This window comes from Kitasatospora sp. NPDC017646 (assembly GCF_044329365.1).
Lineage (GTDB): Bacteria > Actinomycetota > Actinomycetes > Streptomycetales > Streptomycetaceae > Kitasatospora.
Window position 1 is genome coordinate 39,675 of the sequence record NZ_JBIRJC010000021.1, and the last position, 7,508, is coordinate 47,182.

General features: G+C 70.2%; 8 protein-coding genes. 3 read left to right on the forward strand and 5 right to left on the reverse strand.

The window, feature by feature from the left end; all coding sequences use genetic code 11:
* Positions 1-227: 227 nt before the first annotated feature.
* The 4 genes from ACH4J0_RS28040 to ACH4J0_RS28055 all read right to left on the reverse strand — a co-directional run bounded on the left by ACH4J0_RS28040 (position 228) and on the right by ACH4J0_RS28055 (position 4,469).
* Positions 228-1,016, reverse strand: a complete 789-nt coding sequence (locus ACH4J0_RS28040; protein WP_396243382.1) for a maleylpyruvate isomerase N-terminal domain-containing protein — start codon at positions 1,014-1,016, stop codon at positions 228-230.
* 442 nt (positions 1,017-1,458) lie between these two features.
* The gene (locus ACH4J0_RS28045) at positions 1,459-3,309 is read right to left on the reverse strand and encodes an ABC transporter ATP-binding protein (protein ID WP_396243383.1); all 1,851 of its coding nucleotides are present in this window, start codon (positions 3,307-3,309) and stop codon (positions 1,459-1,461) included.
* 109 nt (positions 3,310-3,418) lie between these two features.
* The gene (locus ACH4J0_RS28050; RefSeq protein ID WP_396243384.1) at positions 3,419-3,595 is read right to left on the reverse strand and encodes a hypothetical protein; all 177 of its coding nucleotides are present in this window, start codon (positions 3,593-3,595) and stop codon (positions 3,419-3,421) included.
* Between the two features lie 358 nt (positions 3,596-3,953).
* Positions 3,954-4,469, reverse strand: a complete 516-nt coding sequence (locus ACH4J0_RS28055; protein ID WP_396243385.1) for a hypothetical protein — start codon at positions 4,467-4,469, stop codon at positions 3,954-3,956.
* Between the two features lie 353 nt (positions 4,470-4,822).
* On the opposite strand from ACH4J0_RS28055, the gene ACH4J0_RS28060 reads away from it, so the two are divergent.
* A complete protein-coding gene (locus ACH4J0_RS28060; protein WP_396243386.1) occupies positions 4,823-5,455 on the forward strand; it encodes a class I SAM-dependent methyltransferase in 633 nt (210 codons plus the stop codon).
* Between the two features lie 27 nt (positions 5,456-5,482).
* On the opposite strand, the gene ACH4J0_RS28065 is transcribed toward ACH4J0_RS28060, so the two are convergent.
* Positions 5,483-6,325 (reverse strand): IS5 family transposase, encoded by an 843-nt coding sequence (locus ACH4J0_RS28065; RefSeq protein WP_396243387.1) that lies wholly within the window; start codon positions 6,323-6,325, stop codon positions 5,483-5,485.
* Between the two features lie 200 nt (positions 6,326-6,525).
* On the opposite strand from ACH4J0_RS28065, the gene ACH4J0_RS28070 reads away from it, so the two are divergent.
* Positions 6,526-6,948, forward strand: a complete 423-nt coding sequence (locus ACH4J0_RS28070; protein WP_396243388.1) for a GNAT family N-acetyltransferase — start codon at positions 6,526-6,528, stop codon at positions 6,946-6,948.
* A 138-nt stretch (positions 6,949-7,086) separates the two neighbouring features.
* On the forward strand, positions 7,087-7,508 hold a 422-nt coding region (locus ACH4J0_RS28075; RefSeq protein ID WP_396243389.1), incomplete at its 3' end, for a hypothetical protein.

Genomic DNA, 7,508 nt, shown 5'->3' on the forward strand with positions numbered 1-7,508 from the left:
GGGGGGGGGGGGGGGGGGGGGGGCGGGGCGCCCCCCCCCCCCGGGGGGGGGGGCCGCGGGGGGCCGGGGGGGGGGGGGCCGGGGGGGGGGGGGCGGGGGGGGCCCCCCCCCCCCCCACGACGGGCTCACCCGGGGAACTGGTTCACCGGGGAACGGGTTCACGGGCCGGCGAGTACGACTCCTGGGTGCCGGGCGCTTCTAAACGCGCGGTCCTACTCCAGGCGGTCCTACTCCATGTCCCACTCCTCCAGAAGGTCGAAGAGGTGCCGATCGCCTTCGAGCTTCAGGGAGTCCAGCGGGATGCGACCGTAGAAGGCCAGGACCAGGTCACTCGCCGTGCCCCGGGCGGAGACGTCGACCGACTCCGAGTCCTCGCCGGCGGCGGGCACACCGCCGGATTCGGGCAGACGGAAGGCCCGCGAACCATCCGCGGAGACCAATTGGCGCCAGGAGCCGCCCCCGGTGACGTGGTAGTCGACGACGGCGGGCTTATGCGGCCAGGCGACCGTCGTGGTGCAGCAGGTGAACAGGAACTCCTCGACACCGTCAAGCGCCACTTCCTCCGGCAGCGGCTCCGGGGCGCCCACGGTGAGCTGGGCGTCATAGGTGTGCATCGCGATCTCCTGGAGCTGGTGCCGGGCGACGGCGCCGCAGGTCCGCGGCGACTGCGACGAGCCCCACCACGTCCAGCAACCGCGCTCCGGGCCGGCCTCCCGCAACGCGTCCAGCATCTGCTGCGTCGACTCGGCCAGCCAAGCGAGCAGGGCCTCGCGCTCCTGCGGTGCGGCCAGGCCCTCCCCCGCCAACTTGCCTGAGGCGTCCGGCCCAGCCGCGACCGTGGCGGCCCAGGCGCGACGCCCCCCGCCCAGGTGGTGCACCAGGTCGAGCAGCGTCCACTCGGGGCAGGTCGGCACCTGCACATCGAGGCTGGGCGCGGAGGCGATCGCGGCCCGGAAGGCGGCCGACCGCTCGTCGATCAGGCGCAGCAGCTCGGGGAAGTCCAAGGTCTCGGTCACCCGGGCTTTCTATCACTGTGCGGTGACGACTGAACAGCGATTTTCGCAGGCCGGCACCCTGACGCCCAGTCCGGCCGGTCCTACTGACCTCGGCGCTTCAAGGTGATGGCGGTGGGAGGTCGAGGGAGAGCCCGGTCCCGGCGAGGAAGCCATCGAGGATTCCGCGCTGGGCATAGCGCGTCGATACAGTGGACCCGCAGGTCACGGCACCATCAAGAGTGGCCATGAGCTGGCCCCGACCGTTCGGGGCCGGCCCGGCGGTGTGCCGCTCCGCGATCGGTCTCGGCCGCACACCGCCGGTTTTGGCACGGCTCGCCGAGGTCGCCGGGGGGTGGCTCCTGTCCGGTGTGGCGGTCGGACTGGTGGCGTGCGGCGCGGTACCGAATCTGCGCTGGCCACCGGGGCGGGGGGCCTGCCGCTTTCAAGCCGCGGCGCGGAGGGCTCAGGAGACGGACCTGATGGGGGCGTCCGGCGGGTGGTGCAGCCGGTGGAGGGCGGCGTAGGCGGGGCTGCGGGCGATGAGTTCGTCGTGGGTGCCGTGGGCGGCGAGTCGGCCCTGTTCGAGCAGGACGATCTGGTTGGCGTCTCGGACGGTGAGCAGGTTGTGCGAGATGATGACCGTCGTGCGGCCGGCCATCAGCAGGCGCAGCGGGCCCATGATCCGCCGGGTCGACTCGGCGTCCAGGCCCGTGGTCGGCTCGTCCAGGACGAGGACGGGCGCGTCGCGGATCATCGCGCGGGCGATGGCCAGACGCTGGCGCTGGCCGCCGGAGAGCAGTCGGCCGCGTTGGCCCACCACGGTGTCGTAGCCGTCCGGGAGCAGGCTGATGAACCCGTGGGCGTCTGCAGCCCGGGCGGCCGCCCGGATCTCGGTCTCGCTCGCCTCCGGGCGTCCGTAGGCGATGTTCTCCCGGACGGTGCCGTGGAAGACCAGGGTCTCCTGGAGCACCACCGCGACGTTCTCGCGCAGCTCGGTGAGGGCCAGTTCGCGCAAGTCGAGGCCGTCCAGCCGGACCGTGCCGCCGTCCGGGTCGTAGAAGCGCAGCAGCAATTTGGCGACGGTGGACTTGCCTGCGCCGCTGGCGCCGACCAGGGCCAGCATCTCCCCGGGCGCCACCTTGAACGACACGCCCGACAGCGCGGGGACTTTCGTCTCCGGATAGCGGAAGGTGACGTCGTCAAACTCGATCTCGCCCTGGGTGCGGCCGATCGCCCGGGGGGCGGCCGCCTCCCTCACCTGCGGGCGCTGGTCGAGCAGTTCGATGATCCGCTCGGCCGCGGCGGAGGCCGCGTAGAAGGTGGTGCCGAGTCCGGACATCCCCTGGATCGGGCCGTAGAGCCTACTCAGCAGGGCGAGGAAGACCATCAGCCCGCCGAGCGTGAGCCGTCCGTGCACCAGCTCCCAGGCCCCGAGCCCCATCACCACCATGCCACCAAGCAGTTCGATGAAGTCGACCGTCGGCCCGTAGAGCGCTCCGATCCGGGTGGAGGCCATCGCCGCGTGGTACCGACCGATGCTCTCGCGCTGGAACCTGGCGTGCTCCCAGTCCTGGCGGTTGTACGCCTGGACGAGTGCGATGTTGCCGAGTGACTCCTCGGTGACGGCGCTGATCGAACCGGCGCGCCTGCGGCGCTCGCGCGAGGCCGCCCGGATCAGCTTCGCGAAGCGGCGGGCGGTGAGGAAGAACAGCGGTGCGGCGACCAGTGCGGTCAGCGTCAGGTCCCAGCTCAGCACCAGCAGTACGCCGACGTAGATGCCCAGTCGCATCACCTGGCTGACCGCGCTGACGAGCCCGGAGAGCAGGAAGGTCTCGACCGCGTCGATGTCGCCGGTCACCCGGGACAGCACGTCGCCGAGCCGCCGCCGTTCGAAGAACCCCAGTGACAGGCCCTGGAGGTGCCGGAAGACGTCCGACCGCAGAATGAGCAGGAAACGCTCGCTGACCCAGGTGGAGGTCACCCGGTCGGCGAATCCCAGTACTCCGGAGAGCAGCGCGAGTGCGGCGTACGCGAGAGCGATCGGGAAGAACAGGCTCAGCCGGTGCGGGATGAGCATGTCGTCGATCACGATCTTGAAAAGCCAGATCTCCGCCGCCTCGATCGCCGGGGCGACCGCGACCAGCGCCAGCAGCACCGCCAGCCAGCGGCGGCCGCCTCTGGTGTACGGCCAGAAACGCTGGAAGACCTCTCGGAGTGGAACCGGTGGTGCGGTGGGGACCACGGCTGGGTCGGCGGTCTCGGCGACCGTGAGAAACCGTCGCAGCACGGACCGCAGGTAGTGCTTCCTGGTCATCTCACGGTCTTCCCGCTCGGCCCGAATCCGGTCCCCCGACCCAGCGGCAAGGCCGGGCACAGATGCCCGGCCCGCTCTCAGAACGGATTCGTGCAGCTGCTAGCGGCAACTAATCGCCCCAGTCGCCCCCGTCGCCGTAGCCGCCGTAGCCGCGGCCGTGGTCTCCACCGTCGCGCGCGAAGTCGTCGAAGCCGTAATCGCCGCGACCGCCGTGGTCTCCACCGTCGCGCGCGAAGTCGTCGAAGCCGTAGCCGCCGCGACCGCCGTGGTCTCCACCTTCACGCACGAAGGAACGGATACTTGTGAGGAATGACATGATCAGACCCTCTTCCGATATGCTTCTACATCCAGCGTCATCCCCGACTCGGGGATCCACAAGCGCAGAGTCGGGGAAATATAGCCACTCGATAATTTGGCCGTGATGTCCAAATTGACGGGTCGGTGTTCGATGGTGTGGTCGCTCGACACCAGGTCGGGCCCCTGGAGCCGGAGGAACTGCGTCGGCTGCTAGCGGAGCTACCATCCGAAGTCCCTGGGCGCTACCGGGCCCAGAGGTTCTGACGGTCTCCCGGCCAGAACTTCTGGACCTTGGTTGGATTCGGTCGCACCCGATCGGGGACCAATAGTGGCCGGCCGACCGGACGTCAACTCTTCGAGCTCTTCTGATCGGCCTCCATACGGGCAAGCCGGGCATCGAGGACCGTGTACTCGGCTTCTTCGATGGCGGCCAGCGCGAATTCGACCGCGGCGATCGCATCGGCCTCGGCGCGATCGGCCGCGCGAGCCGCGTCGTGATCCTGCTTGCGGGCCTGGATGTCGTTGCTCACCTTCGCCGTGTGGTCGCGCCAGTTCTGCTGCATCTCAGCCCACCACTGCGACATCTTCGCTTCGGCGCCAGGCGCCGACTCCTGCAGCTTGGCGGCTTGGTCCTGCGCGTCTTTGCGAGCCCTTTCGACCTCGGCTCGCAGTTGCTCGCGGGTCTGGGCCGCGGCCTGGGATGCGTGATCCTCGGCGACCTTCGCCCGCTCGGCGAGGATGGTGAGCGTGTCGAACAGGGCCAGGGGCTGCCTCCTTCCCCAGAAGAAACCCCCCCACCAGACAGGATTTCTCCCGGATTCACAGGCGGCAACTGCGACTCCGTGTCGAGATCTCAACGGCAACGCAGGCCGACGGCACGGGACGCACGGCCGTCCAAGAGATTGTCGCGTCCGGCCCAGCCGTCTTCGGTGAGTACGGGGCGGCCGGGGGTGGCGGAGAGGGCCAGGACCGGGCGGCGATCGGGTAAGAGCTCGGGCCAGGGCCGGTCTAAGAGGCCGCGCGGATAGGCGGATGGAGGCCGGCCAACAGCCGTGGTGGTCTCGAGTCCTTGATCATGGAGTTGCTGACGCTCTGCGATGGTTCAATCCGGCTCACTTGCTGGGCTGCTGCCGACGCTGGGACCGGCGATGAGCTGCTGGAGGTTCCCGTAGTGCCAGCTGTCCGGGGGTTTCGGGGCGTGTCGCATACTGGCGGAATGGACAACACCTCCATCCGGGACTCCTACGACGCGGTCGCGGACGTGTACGCGCAGGGTTTTACTGCGGATCTGGCCTCCAAGCCGTTGGACCGTGCCATGCTGACGGCCTTTGCCGAGCAGGTTCCGAATGAGGGCCTCGTGGCCGATGTGGGGTGCGGTCCTGCCCAGGTGGCGTGCTTCCTGGCCGATCTCGGGGTTCCGGTTCTGGGGTTGGATGTGTCGCCGGGCATGGTGGAGGTGGCTCGGGTGCAGAGGCCTGGCCTGGATGTGCGGGTCGGATCGATGCTCGACCTTCCGCTGGGAGACGGTGAGCTGGCCGGTGTGGTGGCGTTCTACTCGCTGATCCATCTCCAGGTCGAGGAGCGGCCGCTGGCCTATGCGGAGTTCGCCCGGGTGCTGCGGCCGGGAGGCCTTGTCCTCGCGGCGTTCCACGCGGGCCAGGAGGTTCGGCACCGGGACTCCTGGTTCGACCGTCCAGTCTCGCTCGACTTCTTCGCTCTGCGCCCCGAAGAAGTGACCGTCGGCCTTGTTGCTGCCGGATTTGCGATGGAGGCGACACTGGTGCGAGGGCCGTATCCGGGTGAAGCGGACACGGAGCGCGCGTATCTGCTGGCCCGCAGGCTGGAATGACCTGGGGTTTACGTGGAGGGGTGGCGCTCATGGACGGCGCCGGGGGCGCGCCTCCCAGCGGTGGGTGGTCCAGGCGCGGCGGATCAGGCTGCGGACGGTGATGATGGTGTCAGCGAGGTCGAAGAAGGCGTTGATGACGGCGGTGCGGCGTTCGTAGCAGCGGGCGAGGCGGTGGAACGCGTTCTGCCATGCGTGAGTGCGTTCGACATGCCACCGCTGACTTGCCTGGATCGGCGCCTTCTCACCCTTGTGGGCGATCTGCCCGTGCAGCCCTCGACCATTCAGTTCGCTGCGAGTGCCGGCGGAGTCGTATCCGGCGTCCAGATGCACGGTGATGTCGTCCGGCAGTGGACCAAGTTCGCCCAGCAGGTCGAGAGTTGGCGCCAGCAAGGGCGAGTCGTGGCGGTTCGCTCTGGCCAGCACGCGGCCGAGCGGGATGCCGTAGCCGTCGGTCATCCCGGAGCGTTGTATGCCCTGCTTGCCCCGGTCGACGGGTGAGCGTCCGGCCGCCTCACCACCACCGGGCGCCTTGGTGATCGCACCGTCCACAGCGATCTGCTCCAGGACGAGGCCGACGATCCGGTCGTAGGCCTCAAGTGCGAGCTGTTTGAACTGGGCGAATACGCCGAGGCGTATCCACTCGTCACGGCGGTTGCGGATCGTCGTGGCCGAGCAGGTGGTGTCGGCGATCGCCTCGTAGGAGCAGCCGAACCGCAGGAGCTGGAGGAGCTTGTCGAACACGATCCGGTCGCCGATCCGTCGGCGGTGACAGCCCAGCGGGTGGTCCGGATGGAAGACCGACCGCTGGGGCAGCAGCGCCGAGAATTGGTCCCAGAGCGGGTCGGTGAGCCATGATGGCAGGACAGGCACAGGTCTCCCCAGTGATCACAGAGCGTCGCAACTCCATGATCATCCGAGACCGGTGCCTGTACTGCTGCCGAGATCTACCCGCCGCCTATCTGCGCGGCCTCTAAGTCGGTGCTGCTGATCATTTCCATGCACGGTCCCTTCCCCGAGTCCGGCCAGCTCACCCCGGTGCCGTCTTCCGCGGGTACTGCGCCTTCTACCGGGTGCCGATGCCGGAGGAGAAGGCCGAGCTGGTGTGGTCCTGGCTGAACGATCCGGCGCACGAGCTGGAGGGTCTGCTGGTCCGGGACGGCGACGGGACGCCGGTCGGGCTGGCGCACTTCCGGCCGTTCTCCCGGCCGCTGCACGGGGCGGTCGGCGGCTTCCTGGACGACCTGTTCGTCGCGCCCGAGGTGCGCGGCGGCGGGGCGGTGGACCAACTGCTGGCCAGGTTGCGGGAGATCGCCGCCGAGCGCGGGTGGAACACGGTGCGGTGGATCACCGCCGACGACAACCACCGGGCGCGCGGCAAGTACGACCAGGTCGCGACCCGGACGATGTCCGTCACCTACGACATGGCCCCGGAGGACACGGCTCCGGCGGCCCTCGGAGCCCCTGGGTCGCCGGCCGGGACCACTGCCCGCTGAGCCGACCGGGGCAGGTGACCGGTTCACGTGATCAAGTCGCCGGACATTCGTTCGGACTTTCTGTTATCGGCGCCCCGTCGGGGGGTCTCCCAGGTGTCGGCACCCGACCAGCCGACCTGGACAGAAAGCAGTGGCCACGTGAGCAGCGACGACAGGACGACCATCATCCCGGTGAGCGGCGGCGGGGCGGGCGGCGGTCACGGCCGCCCGGGTGGCCGGGCCGCGCGGCGGGCCGCCGAGCGGCACCAGGGCCGCGGCCGCCGCGGGCGCAGGCGTGGCGGGTTCGTGCCGGTGACGGCGGTCGTCGCCGCCGTGGCCGGGACCGGGCTGCTCGCCGCGCTGGCCGGGGCGGGCTACGCGGCGTTCGACGGCAAGCAGTCGGACCGGGACCTCGCCGGGCAGTCGGCCGCGGCCGACTCGCTGGTCGCCGCCGAGTTGGGCACCCACGACGGCATCCAGGTACCGGGCGCGGGGGGTGCCAACCCCTCGGGCGTGGGGGGGGGCCCCCGGCCGCCCCCCGGGGCCCCCCCCCCCCCCCCGCCCCCCCCCCCCCCCCCCCC